This is a genomic window from Nocardia sp. NPDC058666 (assembly GCF_042714895.1).
Lineage (GTDB): Bacteria > Actinomycetota > Actinomycetes > Mycobacteriales > Mycobacteriaceae > Nocardia.
In genome coordinates, this window is the sequence record NZ_JBHXRY010000009.1 from 19997 (window position 1) to 45852 (window position 25856).

Here is a 25856-nt window from a genome sequence, read left to right on the forward strand (position 1 = left end):
GAGTATCCTCCGCCCGACAGCAGTTCTAAACCTTTGTCCGCCCGATCGTTATGTTGGTATCGACTAACACAGCGGCTACCGTGCTCAGGCGAAGAGAGGGGCGCCGATGAATGCGCGAAAGATTTCGGCCATCGCTGTCGGAGTGCTGTGTGGATATCTGGTCGGGTACGCGATCGGTCATACGAAGTCCAGTTTTGCGGTAGTGGTGCGTGGCGGCATGGGCTGGTTCGGACCGGCGGCCACGCCCACGGCGATCGGGGCTGCCATCGTGGGGCTGATCGTGGTCGGCCTGATCGGATCGCTCCGACTGCCGTACGTTGTCGCGGCGGCGTCGGGATTGGTCGGACTCGCCATGCTCGTCGTCGTGGCGGGGTTGGCGGCCGAGGGGACATCGTCGGAACAGCAGTTGTTGGTGATTGTGGCAGCGGGGTTGCTCATGGCCGCAGCGGTGATTCGACCTGATTCGCAGGTGTGGTTCGTCGTCGGGTTGCTGGTCGCGATGCTGTACGGGACGCAGATCGACGAGGTCTTTGCGCTATCGGCGCACTACCTCGAGCAGCGAAGTCTGCCCGATTTGTCGGACGGCTGGCCATTGCTGGCTGCGGTCGCTGCGGCCCTGCTCGCTTTCGGGTTCATCACGGGCAAGGAACGCTGCGATGCGCGAGTGACGGGCCGTGGCTTTGCCGCCGCGGTGGGCGTTTCGCTCGGCATCGGGTTGCTGATCTGGGTGACCGGACAGTCGGTCGGCGATCCGCCGGTGGTGATCGCGGTCGGCATGATCATCGGGTCGATCGTCTGGGCTGCGTGGCTGCGCAGGCCCGATGGGGTGGCGGTGCTGACGATGCTCGCGGTCGCGGCAGTGATCGCTATCGATCCGTCGGAGAAGTACCAGATCGACCAGTTCGGCTCGGAAACGCAGATCGTATTGCTGGTGCTCGCCGCGATCGGGGGCATGAGGTGGCGTCGGCCGGTGGTCGGGATCGGCCTGTGCGCGGTTGTCGCAGTGAGTGCGCTGGTGCCCGCGCTGATCGAGAGCACGTCCGTCACCGCATTCGCTTTCCGCTTCCTGCTGCCGGTCGCCGTCGGCTTCGCGATCGGTGCGTGTCTGCCGGTGGCACCGACCACGCTGCTCGCACTGTCGATCGTTCCGGTGGTCGCCGGGCGTTTCGAGTTCAGTCCGGCTGCCGCGGCGTGGTTGGCGAAGGTTCGTTCGTCCGGCGCCGCCGCGACCGGGAAAGCTGAACTGGTGTGGCTGGAAAACGTTCCGGACACCTACTCGTTGACTTCGAACCGAGTAGGCCCGGTCATCGTGGCGACAGCGGTGATCCTCGGCTGCGCCGCCACGGTGCACTGGTGGCAACGGTCGACGGCTGAGGCGGCCGACAGCGTCTGACTCGAATACAGGCGTCGTGCGCCCGGCGATCAGCCGAAGAGGCCGCCGCCGGTTCCTGCTTGTTGGCCGGCGCCGGTGCCGCCGATCAGGCCGCCGGGTGGGAGTTCGGAAGGTTGGACGATGACGAAGCCTCGGCCGGTGAAGGTGAGGGTGCTGGCTTCGCCGGTGCTGCGGCCCATGAGGCGGCCCAGGCCGAAGGAGTCGTTGCGTTTGATGCCGGTTTGGAGACTGGAGGACCAGGCTACGGCGGCGTTGGGGTCGGCGTAGGTGGCCTGGTCGACGGTGAGGACTACCGGGGTGCCGTGGGTGGTGATCGCGATGCGGCCGCGGCCGGTGAACACGCAGTTGAACAGGCCGGCGTTGGAGGCGTAGCCGGCGGCGCCCTGGACTCGGCCGACGTCGTAGCGCAGGGTGGAGTCGAAGGCCAGGACGTTGGCGCCGTTGATGGTGAGGCCGTCGGTGCCGTCCAGGTCGATGATGTGCACGTCGGCGGCGGCGTTGGCCAGGAACAGGTCGCCGCGGCCGGTCACCTTCATCAGCGGTACGCCTTCGCCGGTGAGGTGTTGGCGGATGGCGCGGCCGATGCCGCCGGAGCCGAGCGCTTCGAATTTCAGGTCGCCCTGGTAGGCCACCATCGACCCGGCCCGCGCCATCACCTCCCCGTTCATCCCGACCTTGACCATCTTGCCGCCCTGCTTCTGGATGCCTTGGCCGCTGACCTCGGCATGGGAGGGGTCGAACAGGTCGCTGTGCACGGGGCGGACTCCTTGCTGAGAGGCATACGTCGGTTGTCGCGTCGGGGCGCCGGGGTTGTAGCCGGGCGCTTCTGCTGGGGAAGAGGAAGGTGGTGGGGCGAATTGGCCGGGTGGCGTCGGCGCGCTGGACCCCGGCTGGTGCGGATGGCCAGACGCGCTCTGCGGCGGATGGCCGGACCCCTGCATCGGGCCGCCCGAATTACCTTGCGGCGCTACCGGTTCGGGCTCGTCGTCGAGATTCACGCCGAAAGCCGAAGCGATACCGGCCAATCCGTCGTCGTACCCCTGCCCGATCGCCCGGACCTTCCACACCCCACCCCGCCGGTAGACCTCCACGCACACCACACCACTCTCGGTGGTGAGCCCGGAAATCGGGAAAGTCAGTGCGGTGGAACCGGATTCGATCGTGGTGGTCAGTGCGCCGACGGAGGCGAACGTAGCGGGCCCCCGCCCGTCGAGGCTGGCGGTGACAACCACCTTGTCCACATCGGCGGGCAACGCCGAGGTCTGAACCGACACCACATCCGACCCACCGTTGCCGTGCCGGTACACCACCCCGGGCCCGGTCGGCTGGTTGAAGAACACGAAGTCTGCGTCGGAGCGCACGGTGCCCGCCGCGTTCACCAGCAGCGCCGACACATCGACCGACGCGGAACTGGTCACGGTGACCGTGAGCTGATCGCCGGGCGTGGGCCGGTTTTCGCCGGGCGCCAGCACGGTCACGACACCACGCCCGAACAGGAGGCGGATTGTCCGATTCGCAGGAGTTCCACGAGTTCGATAGTGCCGTGTCGGGGCCCACCGCGCCACCATCGAACGCGGAATCTAGTTACCGCTGCGAAGGGCCACCGTTTCGGATTACGCTGCGGGGATGAGCTCTGCCGTGCACGGATTCACCGATGATGCCCTGGGAACGTTGGACGCAGTCGGTGTGGCAGCGGCCTTGCGTGCGGGGCACGTGAGCCGGTCGGAGGTGCTCGAGGCCGCGATCGCGCGCACCAACGCCGTCGACCCGAGCCTGGACGCCGTGCAGATGACGTGCTTCGAACGCGCCGCGGCGACCCCGGAAACCGCGGGCGTGTTTTCGGGAGTGCCCGCGTTCGTCAAGGACAACACCGACATCGCGGGCCTGCCCAGCTGCCACGGCTCGGCCGCGTTCACCCCGCGCCCGGCGACCGTGACCACCGGCCCCGGCGCGCAGTTCCTGCATTCGGGCGTGATCGTGCTCGGCAAGTCGACCCTGCCGGAATTCGGCCTGACCGCCAGCACCGAGTTCCTGCACCGAGCCCCGACCCGCAACCCGTGGAATCCGGACTACTCGGCGGGCGCGTCCTCGGGCGGTTCGGCCGCGCTGGTCGCCGCCGGTGTGGTGCCGATCGCGCACGCCAACGACGGCGGCGGTTCGATCCGGATCCCGGCCGCGGCCAATGGCCTGGTGGGACTGAAAGCCACCCGCGCCCGCTTGCTCGACCAGCCGGGCGCGCGTCGACTGCCGGTCAACCTGCTCGCCGAGGGCGTGGTCACCCGCTCGGTCCGCGACACCGCGCACTACCTCGCCGCCGTCGAACAGTTCGGCGCGAACCCGAAGCTCGAGCCGGTGGGCCTGGTCGAAGGCCCGAGCGCGCGCCGACTGCGGATCGGCCTGATCACCGCGGACATCCTGGGCCGCCCGGTGCATCCCGACAACGGCGCGATCCTGGCTTCAGCGGCGAAGGTCATGGCAGGTCTGGGCCACGAGATCGTCGAGATGCGCCTGGAAGTCGACCCGCAGTTCATCGAGGATTTCAAGCAGTACTGGGCGTTCATGGCCGCCGCGATGACCCTGTCGTTCCGACTGGGCCACCGCGGTCACTTCGACGCGAGCAAGCTCGACCCGTTCACCACCGGTCTGATCGGATTGGTGAAGCGCAATCCGCTGGGTGCGGCGGCGTCGGCGTGGCGGTTGCGCAGCGGCCCTGCCACCTACGACAAGCATTTCGCGCAGGTCGACGTGCTGCTCACCCCGGTGTTGGCGCATCCCGCGCCGCGCATCGGCGAACTCGCGCCGGGCCAGCCGTTCGACCAGCTGTTCACCAAACTGGCCGATTACGCGGGCTTCACCCCGCTCAACAATGTCGGTGGGGCCCCTGGCATTTCGCTGCCGCACGGCCTGCTGCCCACCGGTCTGCCCGGTTCGGTGCAGCTGGCCGGTCGTCGCGGTGACGAGCGGACCCTGCTCGATCTGGCCTACCAGTTGGAAGCGGCCAGCCCGTTCCCGCGGATCACCGACCGTCCGGCCGCCGCGGGTGCTGCCTGATCAGTTGTTGCGGGTCGCGACGTTGATCGGGCGCAGGCGGCCGGGGCTGTCGGTGCCGGCGTCGAAGGCCCAGTGCTCGCCGTCCCAGCCGGGGTGATCGATGCGCCACCGGTCGACCAGGCGCGCGTCTTCGAGCGAGGCGACGACGCCGGCCGAACCGGTGTACTGCAGTCGCTCGTACTTGTGCCGGGTGACGGTGTCGACGGTAGTGGCCAGTGCTGACATTGATCCTCCGAGATCGAGGGGGGAACGGGTGACGTGACGAGTGCGGGACCCAGACCTTTCGGTCTGAGTGCTGCGGTGGCGCGTCACCGCTCGCTTTCGAGAGTATTCCGCGCGCCGCGACCTCGCGCAGGTTTTGAAAATCCTGTTCTTCGGATTATTGGATATCCGGTATGAGATCGCCGCCGCACCCCGATTGGTTACGCCGGTGGTGACGATTCACCAGCTCGGGCGCACCCGACCGGGCGTGACCACACGCGCCAAACCCTTCCTGACCTGGGCGAGCGCGGTGGGGCCGAGGATGTCCGACCAATGTCGAGTGAATTCCGCCAGGGCGGCGTCGGCGGCGCGCGTACACGCCCAGCCGCGGTCGGTGAGCGTGATCAGCCGGGCGCGCGCATCACGCGGGTGCGGATTGCGGTCGGCATAGCCCTTGGTGACCAGCTCGTCGACGAGCTGGCTGGCGGCCTGTTTGGTGACGCCGAGGTGTTCAGCGAGCTCGCCGACCGTCGCGCCGTGCGGTGCCATCCGTGCGAAGGCGTACCCGTGCGTGGGCCGCACATCGGTGAAGCCCGCCGCCGCCACACCCGCCTGCACGGCGTCGGTCACCTCGGCCGCCGCGGCGAGCAGCAGCAGGGGCAGATCTGCGTTTTTCGGCACGACAGTCATTGTGGCACTTGACAGGATGGTCAACCTAATTGACTATATAGACAAGTTACTTGACCTTATGGAGGTTCGAATGCCGGTAATCCACGCCACCGACGCCCAGGTGCACGAGGTGCACAACACCCGCTTCACGTCCTTGATCCGCCCCGGTACCGGCAGTGCCGAGTTGTGCGTGTGGCAGACCGAGATCGCCGCCGATTCGGTCGGCCTGCCGCACCGGATCCTGGGGGAGGAGGCGTTCGTGCTGCTGTCGGGTGAGGTGACCATGTCGATCGACGGCGAATCCGCGCCGATGAAACCGGGCGACGCGGCGGTCGCGCCCGCCGGTTCGATGATCGGCATCGCCAACTCGACCAGCGAACCCGCCGTCCTGATGGTCACTGTCCGCGTCGGCTTCGCCGCGGAACTGCCCGATGGCTCGACTTTCACCCCGCCCTGGGCATCCTGAGCCGTCTACGTGGCTGTTTAAAGCCCAAAACTTGAAAGTTCGGCGACCCGAACAATATAATTCTGGGATGAAGGTTGGGTTCCACCGTTCGCCGGTGCGACGCCGAGTACTCGCGGCGTCAGTTCTCAGTGTCCTGGCGTTCGCGCTCACCGGCTGCGGTGGCATCACCTCCGCAGAGGACGACGGCAAGAAGGTGGTCCTCACGACCTTCACCGTGCTCGCCGATATGGCACGCAATGTGGCAGGCGAGCACCTGCGGGTGGAATCGATTACCAAGGTGGGCGCGGAGATCCACGGTTACGAGCCGACCCCGGGCGACATCAAGAAGGCCGCCAAGGCCGACCTGATCCTGGACAACGGGCTCAACCTCGAGGCCTGGTTCGGTCAGTTCGTCTCCGACCTCGACGTGCCGCACGCGGTGGTCAGCGACGGCGTGACCCCGATGAACATCGGCGAAGACGCCTACCGCGGCAAACCCAACCCGCACGCCTGGATGTCACCGGTGAACGCGCAGATCTATGTCGACAACATGGTCCGCGCGTTCACCGACCTCGACCCCGAACACGCCGACGCCTACCGTGCCAACGGTGACGCCTACAAAACCCAGCTCGGCGCCGTGCGCGACGATCTGGTCGCCGCGGTGAACGCGCTGCCCGCCGACCAGCGCGCCCTGGTCACCTGCGAGGGCGCGTTCTCCTACCTCGCTCGCGACGCGGGCCTGACCGAGAAATACATCTGGCCGGTCAACGCCGAACAGCAGGCCACCCCGCAGCAGATCGGCTCGACCATCGACTTCGTGCGGCAACGTCGGGTGCCCGCGGTGTTCTGCGAATCGACGGTGTCCGACGCGCCGATGCAGCGCGTGGTCGAAGCGTCCGGTTCGCGATTCGGCGGCGTGCTCTACGTCGACTCGCTGTCCGAAGCAGACGGGCCGGTGCCGACCTACCTGGACCTGATCCGCCACGACGCGAACGTCATCGCAACCGGACTCGCCGGAGCACCGAAATGACCGCGCCGGTAGTCGAAATCCAGGACGTGACAGTCCATTACGGTGACGTGCTCGCCCTCGACAACGTCGAACTGACCTTGAAGTCGGGCCGGGTCTGCGGGCTGATCGGCATGAACGGTTCGGGCAAATCGACCCTGTTCAAAACCGTGATGGGCCTGGTCACGCCCGATCGCGGCCGGGTGCTGATCAACGGCGCCGCACCGGCCGCCGCGCGCAAGGCGGGCAGTCTCGGGTACGTGCCGCAGTCCGAGGATGTGGACTGGAGTTTTCCGCTGTCGGTGCGCGATGTGGTGATGACCGGGCGCTACGGGAAAATGGGGTTCACCCGACGGGCGAGCAGAGCTGATCGTGCCGCCGTCGACGAAGCGCTGGCCCGCGTCGACCTCACCGAACTGGCCGACCGGCAGATCGGCCAGCTGTCCGGTGGTCAGAAGAAGCGCACGTTCGTGGCACGCGGCATCGCCCAGGAAGCCACGATTCTGCTGCTCGACGAGCCGTTCGCCGGTGTCGACAAGCGGTCCGAGGCGACCATCACGGCGCTGCTGCGCGACCTCGCCGCCGACGGCGCCACCATCCTGGTGTCCACCCACGACCTGCACGCCCTGCCCCGATTAGCCGACGAGGCAGTGCTTTTGAATCGCCGCGTGCTCGAACACGGCGACCCCGCGGTGGTGTTGCGGCCGGAGAACCTGGCCAAGGCCTTCGGCCTCGATGTGGAGGAGAACCGATGAGCCTCGAGGAGTTCTTCATCGAACCGCTGCGCTACCCGTTCATGGTGCACGCGTTGGCGACCACGGTCACCGCCGCGCTCGTGTGCGCGGTGCTGTCGTGCTGGTTGGTGCTGATCGGCTGGTCGCTGATGGGCGACGCCGTGTCGCACGCGGTACTTCCCGGCGTGGTGCTGGCCTACATCGTGGGCTGGCCGTTCGCGGTAGGCGCGGTGATCTTCGGGTTCCTCGCGGTGGCGTTGATCGGCGTGGTGCGCGACACCAGTCGCGTGAAAGAGGACGCCGCGATCGGCATCGTGTTCACCACACTGTTCGCCTTCGGTCTGGTCCTGATCTCGAAGACCCCCAGCCAAACCGACTTGAACCACATCGTTTTCGGCAACCTGCTCGGCGTGAGCCGCGGCGAAATGATCCAGATCATGATCCTGGCCGCGATCGTGCTGATCGCCCTGCTGCTCAAACGCCGCGACTTCACCCTCTACGCCTTCGACCCCACCCACGCCCACGCCATCGGCCTCAACCCCCGAATCCTGGGCACGGCCCTACTGGCCCTGTTGGCCCTGACCTCGGTAGTGGCCCTACAAGCCGTCGGCGTGGTCCTGGTGGTAGCCATGCTCATCATCCCCGGCGCCACCGCCTACCTACTCACCGACCGCTTCTCCCACATGCTGATCATCGCCCCCACCATCTCGGTCCTGTGCGCGGTCACCGGCCTCTACATCAGCTACCACCTCGACACCGCCGCCGGCGGCATGGTCGTTGTAACCCAAGGCATCGCCTTCGCGTTCGTCTACCTCTTCGCTCCCCGCCACGGAGTAATCGGCCGCCGAATCACCGCCGCCCGCGCCCGCACCAAGGTCGCTATCGCTGACTGAATTCAGTTCCCGCAGAACGGAACTCAGGTAGCCGAACACCAGAACGGCGACTACTGTCAGCCAGTTGTCCATGGGGTCATCCGACCCCGCGGTGAGCTGTGAAGGGTAGACGCTCGATGCTCGGTATGGGTGTGGTCGATTCGGTTGCGTTGGAACTGGATTCGTTGGGCGTGCGCCCACGACAGGTTCGGCGCGCACAACAGTTGGCGGTGTGGCAGTTGATCTATGGCACCGGGGCCGTCGTGCTCGCCGTGACGGCCGCGGCCATCCTCCCCCCGCAATCGCCGATGGTCGGCATGGCAGGCAGCGTGCTCATCGCCTGGCCGCTGACGGTCCTGCTGGCGGTGTTCACCCTGAGTTTCACCCAGCGTTCGCGATACGCGCACGCACTGGGCTGGTACGGGGCAGCCCTGGTGATCCCGTTCGCCGCACTCGGCCTGCTCACCCTCCCGATCGCCGTCACGTCGGTGGCGATGATCGTCCTGCTCGACCGCCCCGCCTCGAAGCAGTGGTTCGAGGTTGCCGAAACCCCCGAACTGCGCGCTTTCCGCAACCACACCACCACCCTGCCCGCATGGACCGACAGGTTCGTCACCCCGATCCGCGTCGGCTGGACCGCGCTGCTCGGCGAGCGCTGAGGGCATCATCGGGTCGGTATCGACCTGCACGGCAGGCAGTACGCGTTTCCCGCCAGTCACGGCCCGAAAATCGATCGTCCCCGTCGAGATGGTCAGCTAGCCTTCCGATGCGATGCACGAAGATTCAATCGAAGACCTGGTCACGCCGTTCCTCGGCGGCGAGGTCGGCGAGCCTCGGCTCCTCGACAGCGGCACGCTGCGTCTGCAGTTGTTCCGTGGCGGTGAGGTCATGCGCTCTGGGCCCGTCTTGAGTGTGGGGACTCGGTCATGGCGGATCGATGGGGATTCGGGGCCGATTGTTGCGGGAGGTGACGCGCCCCGGTTCATCCGCGACACCGTCTCGATCCTGGATGGGTGCGAATTTCGGGCGTTCGAGGCGCACCGCCCGAGCTGGGACGCCACATTCTGGTTCGGCGAGTACGCACTTCGAGTCTTTCCGACCGTGTTCCGAGGGCCTGACGCAGACGTGCCGACCTGGTCGTTCACGCTCGGCGGGAGGCGCGCGTTGCGTGTGGGCGTGCGGGGTGGTTGGGGTGTTGACCATTACTGAGCTCGATGTTCCCGAGGCCATCATGCGGGCGGCAACCACGCGGTCCTGGGGAGCGAAATGGCTACTGGGCAGCATGTTCTCGGTACGTTTCGATCCGCACGACAGCGCGGAGCCGAAGCCGCTGGTCCAGTCGACAGCCCTGCTGGTCGGCAGCGCGGATTGGCGCATCGAGACCGATGAGCAGGTCATCCTCGCCTGCGGAGACCCGCACGAATACATCGCCGACGCCATCAAGATCCTCGACGGACGCACGCTGACAGCCATCACCCCGATTTCCCGCGGCGGCGACATCACTTTCGTCTTCGACGACCTCCGCCTCCACCTGTTCCCCGGGTACTCCGGCAACGTCGTCGAATCGCTCACTGGCGAGGAAGAACCGGACACCCAGGAACACTGGAACTTCTGCCTACCCTGCGGCGACGTCTTCATCGGTGTCAGCGGAACCTCGGTCCTTGTCGGCCAGAGCTCGACCTTGAAGTGGGCATTCAGCCGACGCTGGAAGATGCAGGGCCGCAACCTTCACCTTCTGAGCGACGACGGCTAGGCACTGTTCATGTCGGTGCCCGCTGTCATCATGGCTCCATGAATGTCACCGGGGATGACGTCCGCGCCTACGTCCTGTCGCTGCCGCAGACCGCAGAGCAATTCGCCTGGGGTATGCCGATTTTCAAGGTCGCGGGCAAGCTGTTTCTCACGTTGCCGGAGGAGGAGACCTCGATGGCGGTGCGGTGCCCGATCGTCGAGCGTGATGAGCTGGTGCTCGCCGAGCCTGCGAAGTTCTGGATCGCGTCGCACGAGGCGGGCAACCCCTGGGTGCGGGTCCGGTTGGCTGCCCTCGACGACCGCGAGGAGTTGCAGGCCATCGTCACCGACTCGTGGCGCCAAGCCGCCCCGAGGGAGCTGCTCGACAATAGGTGAAGCTAAGCGGCGAGCAGCTCGCTCTTGCGGTACAAGCCATTGACGGGCTCGTCGGAACCTTCGACTGAAAATGTGACGTGGACGTTGTCGCCCGAGACGCTGGTCACCACCGCATCCATCACATACAGGCTCCATCGGACTCGGACCGGATCTCCCGGCTTCACCTCGGTGTTCTTCGCCTTTGCCATCGAGCCCACCTCCTATCCGTGCCAGCCGGTGCTTGCTACCTCTGTCAAGTATGCCCCGGTCACTTTGTCGAATCCAGTGGCAGCGCCGTCCAACGATCGGCGCCATCGTTTGAAGGTGGCCAGGTCGAGCGGTTGTGCTGCTTTTACTGCGGCCAGCTGGGCGTCATTGCGATGTGCGATGGCGTTGCGTGCACTGTTCAAGCTGGTCAGAGTCGCGTTCCAGCCCTTGCCCCGCGATGGGTAGGCGGCATGCACCGCTGACCACAGTGGGAATCCGAGGAGTTGGAAGTCCGCGCCGAGTGCGCTCGGCTGTGCGTTGCCCTGATCGAGCTTCCGCCCACGAACGAGGGTTGCCCGCAGAGCGGTGATTCGAGGGTCGGTCGCAGGGCCGAGACTGAGCGCGAAGACATTTGCTGCGTCGTCGTGGAGGTCACGGCAGTAGCCCTGGAACTCTGCCGCGAGACTGACGAACAGGGCCAGGTTCAAATGTTCGGTCGCGTACTGGCGTCCACGGCGCCGACCCGTGACAGCACCATGGACTGCTTCCAAGCTGTCGAGTGCGGCGCAGCGTCGATTGGACCATCTAGCGAGCGCAGCGGAATGGGTGCGTGGCACGCGAGGACAGTAGAGCGCTCCACGCGTGCCCGTCAAATCATTTGGCTATCAATCGCTTACGGTGAAAATGTGCTGGTGGCGGTGGGTGGGTTCGTAGCGACCGGTAGGCTCGGACCTCCTATGGCACTCAGCGCAACACTGCACAACTTCGCCGTTCAGCTCGCCGATGTGGATCGGGGGGTGTATGAGGATCTGGAATTGCGGGTCGCTCGGCATCCTTCGGAGACGGCGGAATACATGATCACCCGGATCCTCGCTTACTGCTTGCAGTATGAGGAGGGGATCGTGTTCAGCGATGGGGGGATTTCGGCTACCGATGAGCCCGCGGTGCAGGTGCGGGATATGACGGGGCGCACCACCGCGTGGATCGAGGTGGGGGCGCCGGACGCGGATCGGATTCATCGGGGGAGCAAACTCGCTGGTCGGGCGGTGGTTTATACCCATCGGGATCCGGCGAAGGTGCTCGCGCAGTATGCGGGCAAGAAAATTCACAACGTCGCGCAGATTCCGCTGTTCAGTTTCGATCGTGCGTTCATCGATGAGGCGGCCGCGCTGGTGGACCGGCGCAATACCGCCACCTTGTCGGTCACCGAAGGGGTGCTGTATCTGGACCTCAACGGCACCAGTTTGCGCACTGATGTCACCGAGCAACCGCTGGGCTGACACCGGCACGGAGTAACTTGGCGGGCACCGGTGATGTGCGAGCCGGTGTCGTGGAGTGGAGGTCGCGGTGCCCGGTGTGATGAGTCGGTTCGTGATTCCGGGATTGCTGCGGGTCACCCGGCGCAACCGGAACTATCTCGATGCGCAGCGCGCGACGGCGTATGTGCGTGAGCGGGCGTTGCGGCCGGTCGCCTACGGTCCGCCGACCAAACTTCGCGGTGTCGAGGTCTCCGTGGTGCACGACCGTGGTTGGCCGATCTACACGCTGACCCCGTCGGATGGGATCTCCCGCGGCGGCCTGGTGTACGCGCACGGTGGCGGCTGGGTGGGCGAAATCGCTTCGGCCCATTGGCAACTCGCGGCCCGCATCGCCGCGCAGACCCACCTCGTGGTGACGGTCCCGATCTATCCGCTGATCCCGTTCGGCACCGCGGCCCAGGTGGTTCCGCGCGTCGCTGAACTGGTCACCGCCTCCGCCGAACGGTACGGCCCGACCTTCCTCGCCGGCGATTCAGCGGGCGGTCAGATCGCACTGTCGGCGGCCCTGCACCTGCGCGACGCCGGCCACACCGTGCCCCGCACAATCCTGATCTCGCCTGCACTCGACCTCACCCTGGAAAATCCCGAGATCGACGACGTCCTGCTGCGCGACCCGTGGCTGGGGCGTGACGGCGGCTTGGTGTTCGGCAGGCTGTGGAGCGGCGAACTGTCGATGAAAGACCCCCTGGTCAGCCCGCTTTTCGGCGACTTCGAGGGGTTGGGTCCGGTGACGGTGTTCACCGGCACGCACGACATCCTCAACCCCGACGCCCGACTGTTGGCGGCGAAGATGCGCCAGGCCGACGTCGACCTCGACTACAGCGAGGAACCCGGCCTCGTGCACGTCTACCCGCTGACCCCCAGCACGGAAGGCGCACAGGCCCGCCGCCGGATCATCACCACACTGCGCGCCGAACTCGATGCGGCACACAGCATTTCGTGAAATCAGCGCGCGGACAAATGCACGTTGAACAGAATCGTCAACTGAGTAACCGCCTGGTCGAACGGATGCGGTGACTTCAGCGCCCGACTGTGCACAATCGTGCCCTCGATAGTGGTGAGCAGAAACCCCGCCAGCGACACCGCCGTGGACCGCTCGATCCCCGCGGCCACGATCCCGTCCGCCAGCCGAGCAGTCCATTCGGCAAACGCCTGACCTGCGATGGACTGCAAGCCGGGGTCCAGTTCGTCCAGCGCCGCGGCCATCATGAACGACCCCGCCGCATAGTCGGATTTCTCCAGCGGCACCCGCCAGAAGGCGAGCAGATCGGTCAACCACTGTTGCGCGGAAGGCGCGGTCTGCAAGGCATCGGCCATCGCGCTCACGTGCGAGTACACCAGGCGTGCCACGATCCGGGCCGCGGTTTGCACCAATTCGCCCTTGCCCGAAGGGAAGTGCTGATACAGCGAGTTGCGCGACGTGTTGCTGCGCTTGAGCAGTTCACTCAGCGCCGCCGCGTGGACGCCGTGTTCCTGGACGGTGCTGATGGTGTGTTCGATGAGTCGGGCGCGCGGTCCGGCTGCCATCCGATCTCCTCCTACCCCTTGATTGAACCGATCGGTTCATGTTAGACCTATTCCTACGTGAACCGATCGGTTCATACGGAGAGGATGTCATGCCCACCCCTATCGCCACCGCGGTTCCGGTCACCCACGCGGGAATCTGTGGTCTCGGTGTATATCGGCCGCGTCGCGTTGTGCCCAACTCCGAGATCGTCGAGGCGATCGAGTCCTCGGACGAATGGATCAAGACCCGTTCCGGGATCGCCGCCCGGCATTGGGCCGAACCCGACGAGACGATCGTGTCGATGAGCGTGGCGGCCGCCAGGGACGCGCTGAAAGCGGCCGGGCTCGACGCGGACCAGGTGGATGCGGTGGTGCTGGCGACGTCGTCGCAGATGGTGCTGGGCCCGTCGGCGGGCGCGGTGGTGGCCACCGAACTCGGTATGCACGACACCGCCGCGTACGACGTTTCCGCGGGCTGCGCGGGTTTCTGTTACGCGCTGGCCGACGCGGCGAACCTGGTGCGCGCGGGTCAGGCGCGGAATGTGCTGGTGATCGGGGTGGAGCGGCTGTCGGATCTGCTCGACACCACCGACCGTAGTTGCGCGTTCATCTTCGCCGACGGCGCGGGCGCGGTGGTCGTCGGCGCGGCCGAGCAGGAGGGGATCGGCCCGGTCGCGTGGGGCTCCGACGGCAGTCGCACCTCGGCGATCAAGCAGGACAAGGACTTCGCGCAATACTTCGCCGAAGTCGCCGCGGCCGAAGCCAGTGGCGGCACCTCGCAGCGCCCGTACATCCGGATGAACGGCACCGAGGTATTCCGTTGGGCTGTCACGTTTTTGGAGCAGGCCTGCCGCGCGGCACTCGACAACGCGGGCATCACCGCCGCCGACCTGGACGCGTTCGTCCCGCACCAGGCCAACATCCGCATCACTGACGCCCTGGTCCGCACCCTCGACCTGCCCGACACGGTCGCCGTAGCCCGCGACATCATCGACACCGGCAACACCAGCGCCGCCTCGATCCCGATGGCCATGGAACAACTGCTCCGCTCCGGCGCCGCCAACCCCGGCGACACCGCACTACTCCTCGGCTTCGGCGCAGGCCTGGCCTACGCCGGCCAGGTCGTCCACCTACCCCCGATCGCCTAATTCATCAACGCGCGCAGATACCGGCGACGGTAGAACCGTTGCGCGACAAGCAGTATCGGAAAGGCGAAACGCCAAGGTCCAGCCGGTGCCGGTCTGGTCAACGACCGCAGGGTCAGCGAAACGGCACCGTCCGAATCACGGTGGACGACAAACGCTTCCTCGCCGCTCACCGGATGCCCGGGCAGGGTGCCGTACGCGAACCCGCACCGGCTGTCGGTGGCGACCACTGCGACCACGCGAACCGGTTCGTGGATGGACAGCGGTCCCCATACCGCGCTGATCCGGTACTGCATGCCCGCCGTCACCGGCCCGTCCGGGGACACGCGAAAACCGCTGCGCCGCTTGATACTCCACCGCATCAGCGCTGCCGATGCCGCAGTCCATACCTGCGCGCCATGGCCGATCACCACCGTGGTCTCGAACCGGCGGAAACCGGGATATTCGCCGGTCCAGTCGTCGTCGGCGGGGCTGGTCGCGCCGGCGGGTTCGTAGGTGAGCGCCTCGTGCATGAGGGTGACGATAGGCGGCTCCCGTTTCAGGCGTTCGCCTTCTCGCGCTCCGACCGCTGGGTGACCGGGATGGCGTAGGCCGCGCCGTCGCGGATGCCGAATTCGAAGCGGCAGGGGAACAGCGATGGCAGGCCGGTGGCGCGCAGGTCGAAGTTCGCGGCGAGGGTTTGCATGGCCCAGTTCTGCAGGGAATCCGGGAGTTGCAAAGTGGTGCCGTCGACGCAGCACACGTAGCAGTGGGTTTGTTCGCCGTCGATGGGCAGGGGGTTGCGCAGGCCCACCGCGCCGATTTCCAGAATGCGTCCGGCGTTGTGTGAAGTAGGCACGCTCGGCAAATCCAACTCGATGTCGTCCATGCGGAAAACCGTATCGCAGCAACTATTCAGGGAACACCGAAATCGCGTGCCCTTGACGAAATTCGCCGATGTCGCACATGTGCGAAGACAGTGCGACTTCGCGGTGGAGACAACAAAGGGGCGCGGCGCATCACCCGCCGGGCCCCTTCGTTGTGGAAGCTGTGGTTATCCGAGGGCGAACCGCAGCAGAGCCTGCCGGTCACCCTGCTTGATCTTGCCCTTGCGGTCGAGGACCTCGAGCTGCCAGATCGCGCCGTTGCGGAAGGTCCGCGCGATCGCGTTGGCGTTGTCGGAGCCCAGCAGCGACGGCCAGATGTCGGCCACGGGCTGGGTGTCGCCGCCGGTGGCGTCGTAGATCTTGAACGAAACGTTGTTCGCCTTTTCGAAAGAGGAGCCCTTCTTGAATGCCGCCGCGACGAACACGATTCCGTCGATGCTGGACGGAATATCGGCGAATGTCACGTGCACGGTTTCGTCGTCGCCCACGGCCGCGCCGGTCTGCTCGTCACCGGTGTGCAGTACGGCGTTGTTGCCGATGGGGTCCAAAGAATCCAGGCCTGCGAAGCGCACCGGCTCGCTGCCCTGCATGAGAATGGCGATCAGGTCCAGGTCGACACCGCGCTTGCGCCGCGCCATTCCGAGAATTCCACCGCTGGCACCCGCCGACGGATCCCAACTCACCCCCACGCTCATCTTGGTGATACCGGCGAGATCGGCTGCGCCGTCTTCCTTCTTGAGAGTAATCACGTTTTTCAGGCTACGGACTCCGCTGCCCGCGTGCACCCCGGCGACAACGGTCACGGTTCGAGGCGACGCCACGCGGCGAGAAATGTCAGCGCCGTCAGCACGGACCCGGCCGACGCGAACGCTGTTGCGCCGAGGTAGATATTCCACTCGTCGTCATCGATCACGGTGTGCACGCCTTCCTCGGCCAACGGCACGCCCCACAGCACCGCGCCCATCGTCAGCGTGAGTAATGCCGAGCCCGCCATCACCACCGTGACCACCACCGGAATCACCTTCGCCCGCCCGGTATATCGGCGCACCGACCCGCGACGCACCAGCCACCAGGAGAACACGCACGCGATCGCCAGCGAGATCGCGTCGGCGGCGAGAGTGTCGCTGAGCCGATGCCATTTCGCGGTGAGTGTGTAGTGCCCGATGCTGATAGCCCAGGTCAACACCACGAGCATGGCCAGGCCTCGCCATCGATACGGCACCACGATCAAGGTCGCGAACAGCACGGTCATCGCGATGGTGGTGTGTCCGCTGGGCAGGCTGTTGGCCGCGAAATGCCCTGTCACTTCGACCAATTCGGGTCTCGGAAGGATGTACCGTTTCAGCCCCTGCACGACAACCTGCCCGGTGACGATGATCCCCACCCCCGCCACCATCAAGTCCACGCGCCGCCGCACCGCCCCGATCGCCGCGATCACCACCACCGCGATGACCAGCGAATACACGGTGATCTGCGCAAGATGCTGCGACGCCGACGTGGCATCGCGTGTTGCCGCCTGATCCGCTCCGCGCAGTGCCGCGTTCTCCAACGCCTGTCCGGTCGTTGTCCATACAGCGAGTAGGTAGGTCAGCACGGCGATGACCGTCGCGGCCAACGCCAACAGGGGCCAACGACGGACCGGGACAGCGGCTTCGACGGCGGTCATCCGGTCAACGTAGCGCGCGAGCCGCCTGTTACCCGGAGTTGCTGCCGTGTGTTGCCAAGTACACGAGCACGATCACCGCCAGCGCCAGCGCGCCGAGGATCCCGCCCGCGATGGTGTCGGCGCGGTTGGTGGCTGTGCCGTGCTCGATGCGGTCCCAGCTGATGAACGCCGCCGCCACGGCGCCGACAGCGGCGGGCGCGGCGAGGAACTCGCTGAGAAACGGAATGAACGAGAAGACACAGGCGGTGATGCCCAGGATCAGCGCCGCCAACCCCATGCCGTTGCGCGGCGGGGGCGGGGCCTGCGGTTCGGGCATGGCATGAGGATAGTTCAGCGGTGCGGTGCGAGGACGGCCGTAAGCGCCGCTGAGTCGGGACCGGCTGTGAAAACATGGCGCACATCACTGCGAATACAGGGGGAATCCCATGGCGTACCAGGGCAATACCGTCTTCTCGGAGGTTCGCGATCGCATCGCCTACCTCACCTTGAACCGCCCGGACCGGCTGAACGCGATCACCGCCGAGATGGCGCGCGAGATCAGCGAAGCCGTCGCCGACGCGAACGCCGATGACGAGGTTCGGGTCATCGTGCTGCAGGGAGCGGGGCGGGCGTTCTGCGCGGGATACGACCTGAAGATCTACGCCGAGGGTGGCGCGGAACATCAAGGGCCCGTGTGGGATCCGATCAAGGACTTCCGGGCGATGAAGACCGTGACCGACTATTTCCTGTCGCTGTGGCGTTCGCCGAAGCCGACGATCGCGAAGGTGCACGGGTACGCGGTTGCCGGTGGTTCCGACATCGCGTTGGCGTGCGACATGGTCGTGATGGCGCAGGACGCGCGGATCGGCTATATGCCCGCGCGGATCTGGGGCTGTCCGACCACCGCGATGTGGGTCTATCGGCTGGGCGCCGAACGGGCCAAACGGATGCTGCTCACCGGCGACACCATCGACGGGATCAAGGCCGAGCGATGGGGACTGGTGATCGACACCGTGCCCGCCGACGAACTCGACGCCGCGGTCGATCGCCTGGCGCGGCGGATGTCGGGCGTGCCGACCAACCAGCTGGTCATGCAGAAAATGACGATCAACCAGGCCTACGACAACATGGGCCTGCAGAGCACCCAGAACATGGCCATCCTCTTCGACGGCATCACCCGGCACTCGCCCGAGGGCCGCTGGTTCGTGGACTTCGCGCAGGAGCACGGCTTCGAGGCCGCGGTGCAGTGGCGCGACAGCGGCCGCTTCATGCCCGATGGTGGCGGGGAGGTTCCGCAGCGCGACGAGATCGACGAGATGCGGCGTGAGCTGGAGGCTCGACGGTCCTCGAACTCTTGAAATTGACGCCGACTTCAACTATACCCAGTAGGGATTGCACCCATTGCGAGAGTGGATTTCGAGGGCGATGAGTTGACTGACGTCATCAAGGACGACCTGACCAGGCGGATCGCGGCGTTGCTCGCGGCCAACGACCCGGCCGACGAGACCGAGTTTCTCGGCGCACGGTTCGACGCGGGGTTGGCCTGGGTCCATTATCCGGTGGGACACGGCGGGCTCGGGCTGGCGCAGACCTACCAGGGTGACGTCGACGCGGCGCTGGCCGCGGCCGGTGCGCCGGGCCCGGCGACGGGGCGCAACGGGATCGGCTTGGGCATGGCCGCGCCGACCATCGCCGCCTTCGGCACCGAGGAGCAGAAGCGAAAGTTCCTGCGGCCGTTGTTCATCGGTGACCACATCTACTGCCAGCTGTTCAGTGAGCCCGGTGCCGGATCGGATCTGGCGGCGGTGGCCACGCGGGCGGTGCGCGACGGCGCGGACTGGATCGTGGATGGGCAGAAGGTGTGGACGTCGGGCGCGCAGAACGCGCAGCTGGCGATCCTGGTCGCGCGCACCGATCCGTCGGTGGCCAAACACGCTGGGCTGACGTACTTTCTGTGCAATATGAGCGACCCCGGTGTCGATATTCGTCCGCTGCGGCAGATCACCGGTGAAGCGGAGTTCAACGAGGTCTTCCTCACCGGGGTGCGGATTCCGGACGAGAACCGACTCGGTGCCGTGGGGGAGGGGTGGCGGGTGGCCACCACGACGCTGAACAACGAACGGGTGGCGATCGGCTCCGGTGCGCCGCGCGAGGGCGGCATGATCGGCAAGGTGGCGCAGGCCTGGCGCGACGAACCGCAGCTGCGTGATCCGGCCATGCACGACCAGTTGCTGCAACTGTGGGTGGAGTCCGAGGTCACCCGGCTGACGGGGATGCGGTTGCGTCAGCAGTTGGCCGCCGGACAGCCGGGGCCCGAAGGTTCCGCGATGAAACTAGCTTTTGCCCGCCTGGCACAACAACTTTCGGGCTTCGACATCGAACTGCACGCCGAATCCGGTCTGCGCTACGACGATTGGACGATGCGTCGACCCGAACGCACCGACTTCACCGGTCGCGGAACGGGTTACCGCTACCTGCGCGCGAAAGGTAACTCGATCGAGGGTGGTACCTCGGAGATCCTGCGCAACGTCATCGCCGAGCGGGTGCTGGGTCTGCCGCCGGAGCATCGCGTCGACAAGAACATTGCCTGGAAGGACCTGCCCCGATGAGCACCGCCGACTTCGCCTATTCCGATACCGAAGAGGCGCTGCGCGACAGCGTCCGCAAACTGCTCACCGATCGGTGTCCGCCCGCTGCGGTGACCAGTGTCTATGACGGTGCACCGCACGACTTTTCGCCGTTGTGGACGGAACTGGCTCGCGATCTGGGCGTTGCCGGATTGCTGGTGCCCGAGGAACTCGGTGGCGCGGGCGCCGGTGCGCGCGAAGCCGCGGTCGTGATGGAGGAGATCGGGCGGGCCGTGGCGCCGGTGCCGTTTCTCACCAGTGCAGTGTTGGCGACGGTGGCATTGCTTCGCGCGGGTGACACCTCGCTGGTTCGCGAACTCGCCGAGGGCAATCGCACTGCGGCACTTACGGTTCCGTTGTCGACAACACCCGGAGCAGTCTCCGCTCAAGTGCTGGTCGTCGACGGTATGTTGACGGGCGTGGTGACCAGTGTCGCCGGTGCGCTGGAAGCCGACCTGCTGGTGGTTCCAGCGCACGGTCCTGACGGTCTCGAGCTGCACGTGGTCGACCGCGACGCCGCCGGAATCACCGTGACCGCGGTTCCGTCCTTGGACATGACAAGGCCGCTGGCCGACCTGTCGTTCGCCGCTGTGCCCTCGGTGCGAGTCGGAACCAACGGGGCCGAAGCGGTCGCCGAAGCCATCCGCTGCGGCGCCGTGCTGCTGGCCTCCGAACAGTACGGTCTCGCGCGCTGGTGCTTCGAGACCACGCTGGCATATGTGAAGCAGCGCAAGCAGTTCGGCCGAGCCATCGGCTCGTACCAGGCGATCAAACACCGCCTCGCGGACCTGTATCTCGAGCTGGGGTCGGCCGCGTCGGTGGCCCGCTACGCCGCCGACACCTACGCCCGCGGTGACGCCGACACCGACATCGCCCTCGCGCTGGCCCAGTCATACTGCAGCGACATCGCCGTCCACATGGCCGAGGAATGCATCCAACTCCACGGCGGAATCGGCATGACCTGGGAATATCCGGCGCACCTTTACCTGAAGCGAGCCAAGAGCGACCAACTCACCTTCGGCACCGGCTACCGTCACCGCGCGAACCTGGCGGACCTGATCGACCTCCCCGCGGCATAGACCCCCGGCGGCCGGTCACAGCATTGTCATGGTTGGTGTCGGCCGCCTCGGGTATTTCTCGGTGGTAGCAGCCTGTTCGGGCTGTGGATCGAGAAGGGATAAGGTTTGTCGATTTCCGCGGACGAATCGAAAAGTCGAAACCCGAACAAAGGTTATGTCGCCCTGCTGGGGTGGAGTCTGAACGCTGTCGAGGCGATCGATCGTTTCGACAGAAGGTATATTGTGGTCGCCCCGGAGTGGGCGGAACCCTATTGTGTAGAGCACGACATTCCCTATATTCCCTGGAATTTCGAGCGGCTCAACGATCGCTCGATGGAGATCGCGGAAACCCTGAAGGACAAGGGCGTCGACGTCGCGATTCCGATCTTCGAGGAAACCGTCGAATGGGCGGGCGCGATCAACTCCGTCCTGCTGGACAATCCCCGCCTGCTCGGGCAAGCCATGCTGCTGCGCGACAAGTCGTTGATGAAGCGACGCGCGCAACTGGGCGGTATCCGGGTCGGCATCTTCGAAGAGGCGCACGAACGCGACGACGTGATCCGGTTCCTGAAACGGGTCAATCAAACCCTGCTCAAACTCGACGGTGATCCCAACGATCCGATCCACCTCAAGGCGTTCGACAAGGCAGGGTGCCTGGGCCATCGGATCATTCGGACCCCCGACGAGATCGACTCGATCCCCGACGACGAGTTCCCGATGCTGATGGAATCGCACCTGGACGGTTGGGAGTTCGCCGTCGAGGCCTGGGTGCACAAGGGCAAGATCTGCTTCCTGAACATCTCCGAGTACGTGCGGCTGGGCTACTCGGTGTTCGTGCCCGCCACGCCCGAACTGGAGAAGTACCGGCCCGAGATCACCCGCCAGGTCGAAAAGCTGATCAAGACCTTCGATATCGAATTCGGCTTCATCCACCCCGAATACTTCGTCACCAGCGACGGCGAGATGTATTTCGGCGAGGTCGCCTACCGGCCACCGGGTTTCAAGGTGTTCGAACTGCTGGAACGAACCTACGGGTTCAACGCCTATCACGCCCTGGTGCTGGCCTTCGACCCGAAAACCACCGACGAGGAAATCGACGCGTTCTTCCCGAAGGAAGTCGTGGACGCCACCGGTCACGCGGGGTGCTTCGGGGTGTATCCGCGCAAACAAGTGGTCAGTGAACTGTCGGTGCCGGCGGAAACCGAAGATCACGATTACTTCGAATCGCACGAACTCACCGCACCGCAGGCCGAAAAAGTCACCAAACGCACCGCATTCGGCAACCACTGGGGCCTGCTCTATTTCTTCGGCGAGGATCCGTACGCTCTGCGGGATCTGTTGAAGCGACAAGAAGAACTCGACTTCTACATCTGATCAGCGTGCACGGGGAGGATCGGCGATTGAGCCAACACAGCAGCGGAACCACCCTGGACAGGCGCCTCGCGACGCTGGACCACGCCACGCGATCCCTGTCCGACGCAGGCGATTTCGGCAAGCAGGTGAAACTGCCCAGGGTGCTGGACGCGCTGCGGCGGGTGCTGTTGCTGCCCGGTGGGTGCGCCGCCGTGCGCGACCGCGCCGAACAGTTGGAGACGGCGGGTCTGTTCCTCGGTACCGATTGGGCGACACCGCAGATCCTCATCCCGGCGCTGAGCACCGGCTCGTTGCGCAGCGCCAATGCCGACACCGTGGTGGTCGAGGCGGTGAGCGATCTGCGGTTGCTCGCGGTTGCCAAGGGCGACTACGAGCATCCTTCGATCTCCGCCGTGCACGCCGATGATCATCTCTCGCAAGTACTCGCGGTCAATCTGTCGCTGCTGTTCACCCCGCCGTCCGAGGCCGAGCGGGCGCAGCAGGGGCGGATGGCGCAGGTGTCGCGGGAGTTGCTGCATCATCTGGTCGCCGAGGTCGGGTACGAGAAGGTACTAGAGAATCTGGTCGACGAGATCTGGCGGATTCTGCGGCAGCGGCCCATTCAGGTCGATTCGGTCAAGCGGATGATCACCCAGATCGCTGTCGCGCGTGCGAATCCCGATGTCGATCTGGGTGCCAGCAGTCTCGGAGCGGACCGGTTGATCAGCAGTCTCTACGGTACGACCGAGGGGTGCAGGGAAGATCCCGGCGTCGAAATCTACGCTGCGCGACTGGAATCCATGGACGACAGCGCGTTGCAGTACGAGGCAACAGGATTCGCGCGATCCATGCACGACACCGGGCTGGTGTCGCCGTATCACGCTGTGCTGCTTCGCTTTCTGCTCGGCCGAGGTGAGTACCTGCTCGGTGAGGCGATGGGCTTGTCCAGCACCGGGCGCGACAGTCTGCTGTGCTATCACGAACTTGTCCACGCCCTGATCGACCAGGCCGTTCATGTCGAAACCGCGCAGTGCGTCTACGGGCTCACGCTGATGCTCGAACGCGGCATCCTGTATCAACCGCCGGTCGCACCCGCGCTGTGGCGTCAACTGGCGCTGCGACTTTCACCGTATTCGCAGCAGCGATTGACCCAGGTCTTCGGCCCGACGCCGCACGCGCGGGCCTGGTTGCTGTCGGGAATGCTGTCGGTGCTCGGGCTGCCGTTGGGCATCGGGCAGGGCGACAATCCCACCTGCCAATCCGCGCGAGCACTGTCGATGTGGGCCTACAACGACCCCGACTACCTGCTGCAAACCCTGGTCTGGGCCGCCCGCGACGACGAAATCGTCATGCATTTCGAAGGCCAACCCCTGTCCTCCCGTCCCGACGGCGACGCGGCTCCCTTGCAGACCGACCTGGACCCGGTCTCGCTGCTGGTCGTCCCGCACCTGGACCGCATCTACGCGGAAATGGGCCGACGCTGCCTCGGCCGCGACGGCGACCCGCACCGCTGGATCAACCCCGAATTCCACGGCTGGTGGTCCGGCCGCGGCTTCCGCATCAACGTCGACGTCACCACCGGCCACCTCACCGACCTCGACCAATTCCAACGCCACTTCTACGCCGGCTACCACCCCTTCTACAACGGCAACCAACCGGTGATCCACCCCCAACCCGCCGGCATCGCCGTCACCGACAGCGGCGCCCGCTTCGTCGGCTGGCACGCCATCACCATCCTGCGCGTGAGCCTGGACCCCCAACAACAGATGCGGGTCTACTTCTACAACCCCAACAACGACAGCGGCCAAGACTGGGGCGACGGCGTCGTAGTAGGCACCGCAGGCCACGGCGAACGCTTCGGCGAAGCATCGCTACCCTTCGAACAATTCGCCTCCCGCCTCTACATCTTCCACTTCGACCCCCTCGAACCCGGCGAATCCGCAGCCGTGGACCCGGAGGAACTGGAACGCGTGATGGGCTACATCCGCCGCAGCTGGGGAGCCGACCGCCTACCGGAGGAGCCGGTCGCCCTCGACGAGGTTGACCCGGAGACCCACACCTCGTACCGTCATCTGTGACATTGTTTGCATCTGTGACATCTGCTGGCGAGGCGGATGCGGATTCAGGAGGGCGTCGCATGGCCGCTGCGATCCACCGTGTCGATGCGGGCCGGGTCTCCGCCGGGGAGCTGGCGCAGCTCGAGGGGCTGGTGCACGAGCTCGCGCCATCCGAGCTGCGAGACCTGTTGCAGGCACTGGTCAGCAGCGTCGGCGCCGGGGCGGACGTTGCGATGTTCGGTACCGGCGCGGTGTGGACGCCCGCGCAGGTCGCCGAACGCCTGGGGATGAGCAGGACACACCTGTACAAGCTGCTCGACTCCGGCGCGCTGCCGTCATTTCGGGTGGGGCGCGATCGCCGGATCAACGCCGAGGATGTCATCGAATTCGAACGAAACCGTCAGCGCGACCGCCGCGAACTCGCTGAGCGCTTCGCACACGTCGATCGGGTGCGTGCCGGGGCCATCGACGACCTGATGGATGAGATCTGATCGCACCGAACTGGTGAGTAGCACCGAGGCTGTGATGGTTGGCGGGGTTCTGCCTGGCAGCATCGCCGCGTGCCCCCACATCGGCGTGCTCGTCCCACTGTCCGCGTGCTCGCGGAGGACCTGTTCACGGATTGGACCGAACCACACGCGATGCGGGCGGTCGTGGACGGTCGATGGCGTGACCTACACCCTCTCAGCGAGCTCCCGCATCCGTTGCTGCGCAAGGCTGCTCAGCTTTACGGGCCCGACCCCGCGCACGACCCCCCACCTCGCTTGATCGCCTGCTCCGGCGACCTGAAGTTGCAGGAGTTGCGGAACGCACAGTGGCGTGCCGGCCTGTGGACGGATCCGGAGACCGGCGTCCGCTGGGTATGCGCAGCCGGGTTGGCGAAGGGCGGCCACAAGGACGGTGCGGACTTCTATCAATGGCTCGGCGCGATGGTCGAGCGAACTGATGGCGCGGCACTGTTGCCGACCGAACTCGATCGCACCTTGCACAAGATCGAGACAACCGCATGGCTGATCACCCAGTGGGAGCTGCGACTGCAGGATGCAGTCGCCGTTGCGCTCAACAGGGCGGACGAGAACTGGTGTTGCCGACTCGACCTCCCACATCCGGTGCGGGCGGATTCGATGGGATCTGCCCAGCTCACCGTTGCAGTCGTCGAGGACTGTGAAGAGCTGGTGGTCGAATTCGACCTGGACAGCGAGTTCGCGGCCAGCGAGCTCGGTTGGCTGCTGACCGTGCGTGTCCTGGTCTCACTGTCGCCGCCGGTACAGAGTTGGGATCGATACGGCGCGTCGTACTCGACTATCGCGGAGCTGGGCTACCGCGCGGCACAGCGGGAACGGCTGCAGGTCGCGTCCGCGCGTGAAGAACTTCTTGCCCAGGAGCTCGGCACGGTCAGTCACCGAGTCCACACCCAACATCTCGCCGCCGCGACCGTCGACGGCAGGGCTTCGCGCGCACTGTGCGGTGTGTTCTTCGTTCCGATGCAGGATCACGCGGAGATCGAGGAATGCGTCGAATGCGCCGAGCGATTGGCCTACCTGCCTCGATGAGGCGGTCACATCTCAAATCGCGGTGACGCCTGTACCCGATCGC

Annotated in this window: 30 protein-coding genes; 20 read left to right on the top strand and 10 right to left on the bottom strand. The window is 65.9% G+C overall.

Annotated elements, in window-relative coordinates:
* The first annotated feature begins 106 nt into the window (after window positions 1-106).
* The gene (locus ACFWVD_RS19900) at window positions 107-1393 is read left to right on the top strand and encodes a hypothetical protein (protein ID WP_379244815.1); all 1287 of its coding nucleotides are present in this window, start codon (window positions 107-109) and stop codon (window positions 1391-1393) included.
* 29 nt (window positions 1394-1422) lie between these two features.
* On the opposite strand, the gene ACFWVD_RS19905 is transcribed toward ACFWVD_RS19900, so the two are convergent.
* Complete coding sequence (locus ACFWVD_RS19905; RefSeq protein ID WP_379244816.1) at window positions 1423-2871, bottom strand: AIM24 family protein; 1449 nt, start codon at window positions 2869-2871, stop codon at window positions 1423-1425.
* 148 nt (window positions 2872-3019) lie between these two features.
* Here ACFWVD_RS19905 and ACFWVD_RS19910 point away from each other — a divergent pair, with 148 nt between their 5' ends.
* A complete protein-coding gene (locus tag ACFWVD_RS19910) occupies window positions 3020-4444 on the top strand; it encodes an amidase (protein ID WP_379244818.1) in 1425 nt (474 codons plus the stop codon).
* On the opposite strand, the gene ACFWVD_RS19915 is transcribed toward ACFWVD_RS19910, so the two are convergent.
* Together ACFWVD_RS19915 and ACFWVD_RS19920 are read right to left on the bottom strand one after the other, a co-directional pair.
* Window positions 4445-4669 carry a hypothetical protein gene (locus ACFWVD_RS19915; protein WP_379244820.1) on the bottom strand — a complete coding sequence of 75 codons (225 nt, stop codon included), beginning with the start codon at window positions 4667-4669 and terminating at the stop codon, window positions 4445-4447.
* Between the two features lie 216 nt (window positions 4670-4885).
* A complete protein-coding gene (locus ACFWVD_RS19920; protein ID WP_379244822.1) occupies window positions 4886-5335 on the bottom strand; it encodes a MarR family winged helix-turn-helix transcriptional regulator in 450 nt (149 codons plus the stop codon).
* Between the two features lie 70 nt (window positions 5336-5405).
* On the opposite strand from ACFWVD_RS19920, the gene ACFWVD_RS19925 reads away from it, so the two are divergent.
* The 8 genes from ACFWVD_RS19925 to ACFWVD_RS19960 all read left to right on the top strand — a co-directional run bounded on the left by ACFWVD_RS19925 (window position 5406) and on the right by ACFWVD_RS19960 (window position 10498).
* Window positions 5406-5780 carry a cupin domain-containing protein gene (locus tag ACFWVD_RS19925; RefSeq protein WP_379244824.1) on the top strand — a complete coding sequence of 125 codons (375 nt, stop codon included), beginning with the start codon at window positions 5406-5408 and terminating at the stop codon, window positions 5778-5780.
* 67 nt (window positions 5781-5847) lie between these two features.
* A complete protein-coding gene (locus ACFWVD_RS19930) occupies window positions 5848-6789 on the top strand; it encodes a metal ABC transporter substrate-binding protein (RefSeq protein ID WP_379244826.1) in 942 nt (313 codons plus the stop codon).
* The gene (locus ACFWVD_RS19935; protein ID WP_379244828.1) at window positions 6786-7520 is read left to right on the top strand and encodes a metal ABC transporter ATP-binding protein; all 735 of its coding nucleotides are present in this window, start codon (window positions 6786-6788) and stop codon (window positions 7518-7520) included. The genes ACFWVD_RS19930 and ACFWVD_RS19935 overlap by 4 nt, the downstream gene beginning before the upstream one ends.
* Window positions 7517-8392: a metal ABC transporter permease gene (locus ACFWVD_RS19940; protein ID WP_379244830.1), complete on the top strand. Its 876-nt coding sequence runs from the start codon at window positions 7517-7519 to the stop codon at window positions 8390-8392. The genes ACFWVD_RS19935 and ACFWVD_RS19940 overlap by 4 nt, the downstream gene beginning before the upstream one ends.
* 116 nt (window positions 8393-8508) lie before the next feature.
* On the top strand, window positions 8509-9030 hold the full coding sequence (locus tag ACFWVD_RS19945) for a hypothetical protein (protein WP_379244832.1): 522 nt from the start codon (window positions 8509-8511) through the stop codon (window positions 9028-9030).
* Between the two features lie 112 nt (window positions 9031-9142).
* Window positions 9143-9580: a hypothetical protein gene (locus ACFWVD_RS19950; RefSeq protein WP_379244834.1), complete on the top strand. Its 438-nt coding sequence runs from the start codon at window positions 9143-9145 to the stop codon at window positions 9578-9580.
* Window positions 9564-10124, top strand: coding sequence for a hypothetical protein (locus tag ACFWVD_RS19955; RefSeq protein WP_379244836.1), 561 nt, complete (start codon window positions 9564-9566; stop codon window positions 10122-10124). The genes ACFWVD_RS19950 and ACFWVD_RS19955 overlap by 17 nt, the downstream gene beginning before the upstream one ends.
* A 38-nt stretch (window positions 10125-10162) precedes the next feature.
* Entirely contained in the window at window positions 10163-10498 is a 336-nt protein-coding gene (locus ACFWVD_RS19960) for an MmcQ/YjbR family DNA-binding protein (RefSeq protein ID WP_379244838.1), read from the top strand.
* A gap of 2 nt (window positions 10499-10500) precedes the next feature.
* Here the strand turns inward: ACFWVD_RS19960 and ACFWVD_RS19965 are convergent, their stop codons facing one another.
* Entirely contained in the window at window positions 10501-10686 is a 186-nt protein-coding gene (locus tag ACFWVD_RS19965) for a hypothetical protein (protein WP_379244840.1), read from the bottom strand.
* Window positions 10687-11109: 423 nt separating this feature from the next.
* Here ACFWVD_RS19965 and ACFWVD_RS19970 point away from each other — a divergent pair, with 423 nt between their 5' ends.
* Together ACFWVD_RS19970 and ACFWVD_RS19975 are read left to right on the top strand one after the other, a co-directional pair.
* A complete protein-coding gene (locus ACFWVD_RS19970) occupies window positions 11110-11964 on the top strand; it encodes a YaeQ family protein (RefSeq protein ID WP_379244842.1) in 855 nt (284 codons plus the stop codon).
* Window positions 11965-12043: 79 nt separating this feature from the next.
* Window positions 12044-12946, top strand: a complete 903-nt coding sequence (locus tag ACFWVD_RS19975; protein WP_379244843.1) for an alpha/beta hydrolase fold domain-containing protein — start codon at window positions 12044-12046, stop codon at window positions 12944-12946.
* A gap of 2 nt (window positions 12947-12948) precedes the next feature.
* On the opposite strand, the gene ACFWVD_RS19980 is transcribed toward ACFWVD_RS19975, so the two are convergent.
* Window positions 12949-13530, bottom strand: a complete 582-nt coding sequence (locus ACFWVD_RS19980; RefSeq protein WP_379244844.1) for a TetR/AcrR family transcriptional regulator — start codon at window positions 13528-13530, stop codon at window positions 12949-12951.
* 89 nt (window positions 13531-13619) lie between these two features.
* Between ACFWVD_RS19980 and ACFWVD_RS19985 the strand changes: the two genes are divergently transcribed.
* Complete coding sequence (locus ACFWVD_RS19985) at window positions 13620-14657, top strand: beta-ketoacyl-ACP synthase 3 (protein WP_379244845.1); 1038 nt, start codon at window positions 13620-13622, stop codon at window positions 14655-14657.
* On the opposite strand, the gene ACFWVD_RS19990 is transcribed toward ACFWVD_RS19985, so the two are convergent.
* From ACFWVD_RS19990 to ACFWVD_RS20010, 5 genes are all read right to left on the bottom strand, one after another.
* Window positions 14654-15166 carry a DUF1990 family protein gene (locus ACFWVD_RS19990; RefSeq protein ID WP_379244847.1) on the bottom strand — a complete coding sequence of 171 codons (513 nt, stop codon included), beginning with the start codon at window positions 15164-15166 and terminating at the stop codon, window positions 14654-14656. The genes ACFWVD_RS19985 and ACFWVD_RS19990 overlap by 4 nt on opposite strands.
* A 26-nt stretch (window positions 15167-15192) precedes the next feature.
* Window positions 15193-15522 (bottom strand): hypothetical protein, encoded by a 330-nt coding sequence (locus tag ACFWVD_RS19995; RefSeq protein ID WP_379244849.1) that lies wholly within the window; start codon window positions 15520-15522, stop codon window positions 15193-15195.
* A gap of 165 nt (window positions 15523-15687) precedes the next feature.
* A complete protein-coding gene (locus ACFWVD_RS20000; RefSeq protein ID WP_379244851.1) occupies window positions 15688-16269 on the bottom strand; it encodes a TerD family protein in 582 nt (193 codons plus the stop codon).
* A gap of 50 nt (window positions 16270-16319) precedes the next feature.
* Complete coding sequence (locus tag ACFWVD_RS20005) at window positions 16320-17186, bottom strand: phosphatase PAP2 family protein (protein ID WP_379244853.1); 867 nt, start codon at window positions 17184-17186, stop codon at window positions 16320-16322.
* A 28-nt stretch (window positions 17187-17214) separates the two neighbouring features.
* Window positions 17215-17502, bottom strand: a complete 288-nt coding sequence (locus tag ACFWVD_RS20010) for a hypothetical protein (RefSeq protein ID WP_379244855.1) — start codon at window positions 17500-17502, stop codon at window positions 17215-17217.
* A 109-nt stretch (window positions 17503-17611) separates the two neighbouring features.
* On the opposite strand from ACFWVD_RS20010, the gene ACFWVD_RS20015 reads away from it, so the two are divergent.
* From ACFWVD_RS20015 to ACFWVD_RS20045, 7 genes are all read left to right on the top strand, one after another.
* Complete coding sequence (locus tag ACFWVD_RS20015; RefSeq protein WP_379244857.1) at window positions 17612-18523, top strand: crotonase/enoyl-CoA hydratase family protein; 912 nt, start codon at window positions 17612-17614, stop codon at window positions 18521-18523.
* A 72-nt stretch (window positions 18524-18595) separates the two neighbouring features.
* On the top strand, window positions 18596-19774 hold the full coding sequence (locus tag ACFWVD_RS20020; RefSeq protein ID WP_379244859.1) for an acyl-CoA dehydrogenase family protein: 1179 nt from the start codon (window positions 18596-18598) through the stop codon (window positions 19772-19774).
* Entirely contained in the window at window positions 19771-20871 is a 1101-nt protein-coding gene (locus tag ACFWVD_RS20025; RefSeq protein ID WP_379244861.1) for an acyl-CoA dehydrogenase family protein, read from the top strand. Before ACFWVD_RS20020 ends, ACFWVD_RS20025 begins: the two co-directional genes overlap by 4 nt.
* Window positions 20872-21183: 312 nt before the next feature.
* Window positions 21184-22224, top strand: a complete 1041-nt coding sequence (locus ACFWVD_RS20030) for an acetyl-CoA carboxylase biotin carboxylase subunit family protein (protein WP_379244863.1) — start codon at window positions 21184-21186, stop codon at window positions 22222-22224.
* Between the two features lie 26 nt (window positions 22225-22250).
* Entirely contained in the window at window positions 22251-24281 is a 2031-nt protein-coding gene (locus tag ACFWVD_RS20035) for a hypothetical protein (protein ID WP_379244865.1), read from the top strand.
* A 59-nt stretch (window positions 24282-24340) separates the two neighbouring features.
* Window positions 24341-24751, top strand: coding sequence for a helix-turn-helix domain-containing protein (locus tag ACFWVD_RS20040; RefSeq protein WP_379244867.1), 411 nt, complete (start codon window positions 24341-24343; stop codon window positions 24749-24751).
* Window positions 24752-24820: 69 nt separating this feature from the next.
* Window positions 24821-25813, top strand: a complete 993-nt coding sequence (locus tag ACFWVD_RS20045; RefSeq protein ID WP_379244869.1) for a DUF3039 domain-containing protein — start codon at window positions 24821-24823, stop codon at window positions 25811-25813.
* The last annotated feature ends 43 nt before the right edge of the window (window positions 25814-25856 follow it).

What these genes read in the sequence shown, in the direction of transcription:
- ACFWVD_RS19900 (WP_379244815.1), top strand. Translation starts at nt 107, where the DNA reads ATGAATGCGCGAAAGATTTCGGCCATCGCTGTCGGAGTGCTGTGTGGA.
- ACFWVD_RS19910 (WP_379244818.1), top strand. Translation starts at nt 3,020, where the DNA reads ATGAGCTCTGCCGTGCACGGATTCACCGATGATGCCCTGGGAACGTTG.
- ACFWVD_RS19915 (WP_379244820.1), bottom strand. Translation starts at nt 4,669, where the DNA reads ATGTCAGCACTGGCCACTACCGTCGACACCGTCACCCGGCACAAGTAC.
- ACFWVD_RS19920 (WP_379244822.1), bottom strand. Translation starts at nt 5,335, where the DNA reads ATGACTGTCGTGCCGAAAAACGCAGATCTGCCCCTGCTGCTGCTCGCC.
- ACFWVD_RS19925 (WP_379244824.1), top strand. Translation starts at nt 5,406, where the DNA reads ATGCCGGTAATCCACGCCACCGACGCCCAGGTGCACGAGGTGCACAAC.
- ACFWVD_RS19930 (WP_379244826.1), top strand. Translation starts at nt 5,848, where the DNA reads ATGAAGGTTGGGTTCCACCGTTCGCCGGTGCGACGCCGAGTACTCGCG.
- ACFWVD_RS19935 (WP_379244828.1), top strand. Translation starts at nt 6,786, where the DNA reads ATGACCGCGCCGGTAGTCGAAATCCAGGACGTGACAGTCCATTACGGT.
- ACFWVD_RS19940 (WP_379244830.1), top strand. Translation starts at nt 7,517, where the DNA reads ATGAGCCTCGAGGAGTTCTTCATCGAACCGCTGCGCTACCCGTTCATG.
- ACFWVD_RS19945 (WP_379244832.1), top strand. Translation starts at nt 8,509, where the DNA reads ATGCTCGGTATGGGTGTGGTCGATTCGGTTGCGTTGGAACTGGATTCG.
- ACFWVD_RS19950 (WP_379244834.1), top strand. Translation starts at nt 9,143, where the DNA reads ATGCACGAAGATTCAATCGAAGACCTGGTCACGCCGTTCCTCGGCGGC.
- ACFWVD_RS19960 (WP_379244838.1), top strand. Translation starts at nt 10,163, where the DNA reads ATGAATGTCACCGGGGATGACGTCCGCGCCTACGTCCTGTCGCTGCCG.
- ACFWVD_RS19965 (WP_379244840.1), bottom strand. Translation starts at nt 10,686, where the DNA reads ATGGCAAAGGCGAAGAACACCGAGGTGAAGCCGGGAGATCCGGTCCGA.
- ACFWVD_RS19975 (WP_379244843.1), top strand. Translation starts at nt 12,044, where the DNA reads ATGAGTCGGTTCGTGATTCCGGGATTGCTGCGGGTCACCCGGCGCAAC.
- ACFWVD_RS19980 (WP_379244844.1), bottom strand. Translation starts at nt 13,530, where the DNA reads ATGGCAGCCGGACCGCGCGCCCGACTCATCGAACACACCATCAGCACC.
- ACFWVD_RS19985 (WP_379244845.1), top strand. Translation starts at nt 13,620, where the DNA reads ATGCCCACCCCTATCGCCACCGCGGTTCCGGTCACCCACGCGGGAATC.
- ACFWVD_RS19990 (WP_379244847.1), bottom strand. Translation starts at nt 15,166, where the DNA reads ATGCACGAGGCGCTCACCTACGAACCCGCCGGCGCGACCAGCCCCGCC.
- ACFWVD_RS19995 (WP_379244849.1), bottom strand. Translation starts at nt 15,522, where the DNA reads ATGGACGACATCGAGTTGGATTTGCCGAGCGTGCCTACTTCACACAAC.
- ACFWVD_RS20005 (WP_379244853.1), bottom strand. Translation starts at nt 17,186, where the DNA reads ATGACCGCCGTCGAAGCCGCTGTCCCGGTCCGTCGTTGGCCCCTGTTG.
- ACFWVD_RS20010 (WP_379244855.1), bottom strand. Translation starts at nt 17,502, where the DNA reads ATGCCCGAACCGCAGGCCCCGCCCCCGCCGCGCAACGGCATGGGGTTG.
- ACFWVD_RS20015 (WP_379244857.1), top strand. Translation starts at nt 17,612, where the DNA reads ATGGCGTACCAGGGCAATACCGTCTTCTCGGAGGTTCGCGATCGCATC.
- ACFWVD_RS20025 (WP_379244861.1), top strand. Translation starts at nt 19,771, where the DNA reads ATGAGCACCGCCGACTTCGCCTATTCCGATACCGAAGAGGCGCTGCGC.
- ACFWVD_RS20030 (WP_379244863.1), top strand. Translation starts at nt 21,184, where the DNA reads ATGGAGATCGCGGAAACCCTGAAGGACAAGGGCGTCGACGTCGCGATT.
- ACFWVD_RS20040 (WP_379244867.1), top strand. Translation starts at nt 24,341, where the DNA reads ATGGCCGCTGCGATCCACCGTGTCGATGCGGGCCGGGTCTCCGCCGGG.